This window comes from Shewanella electrica (assembly GCF_022321485.1).
Classification (GTDB): domain Bacteria; phylum Pseudomonadota; class Gammaproteobacteria; order Enterobacterales; family Shewanellaceae; genus Shewanella; species Shewanella electrica.
In genome coordinates this window covers 1-269 of record NZ_JAKOGG010000315.1, presented here as the reverse complement: position 1 = coordinate 269, position 269 = coordinate 1, and the positions used below count along the sequence as shown (strand labels likewise).

Here is a 269-nt window from a genome sequence, read left to right as displayed (position 1 = left end):
ATATCTGTGACCTTAATCCCCACGAAGCCTTGGGCAACAGCTATATTGTCAAGATAGCCATCAAGGATTTAGTCCCTGCTGAAGCCTGGTGGTACATAGCATGCAACACCAGTAAGAGAGGAGCAGGTAGAGAAGGGAACACATATAAATGCTCGAGGTGCATCACTAATGCAATTGAAACAAGGTACAGAGTGGCTATCATAGGTGTCGACCCATTAGACGAACCATGACGCCAAAACAGCTGAGTTTACCTTCTTTGGAGAAATCGG

The 269-nt window shown here is 45.7% G+C and carries 1 protein-coding gene; it reads left to right on the top strand.

What is annotated here, in order from left to right:
- Positions 1-230 (top strand): single stranded DNA-binding domain-containing protein (locus L9G74_RS24190; protein ID WP_238898646.1); only part of this gene is annotated, 230 nt, incomplete at its 5' end.
- Between the last annotated feature and the right edge of the window lie 39 nt (positions 231-269).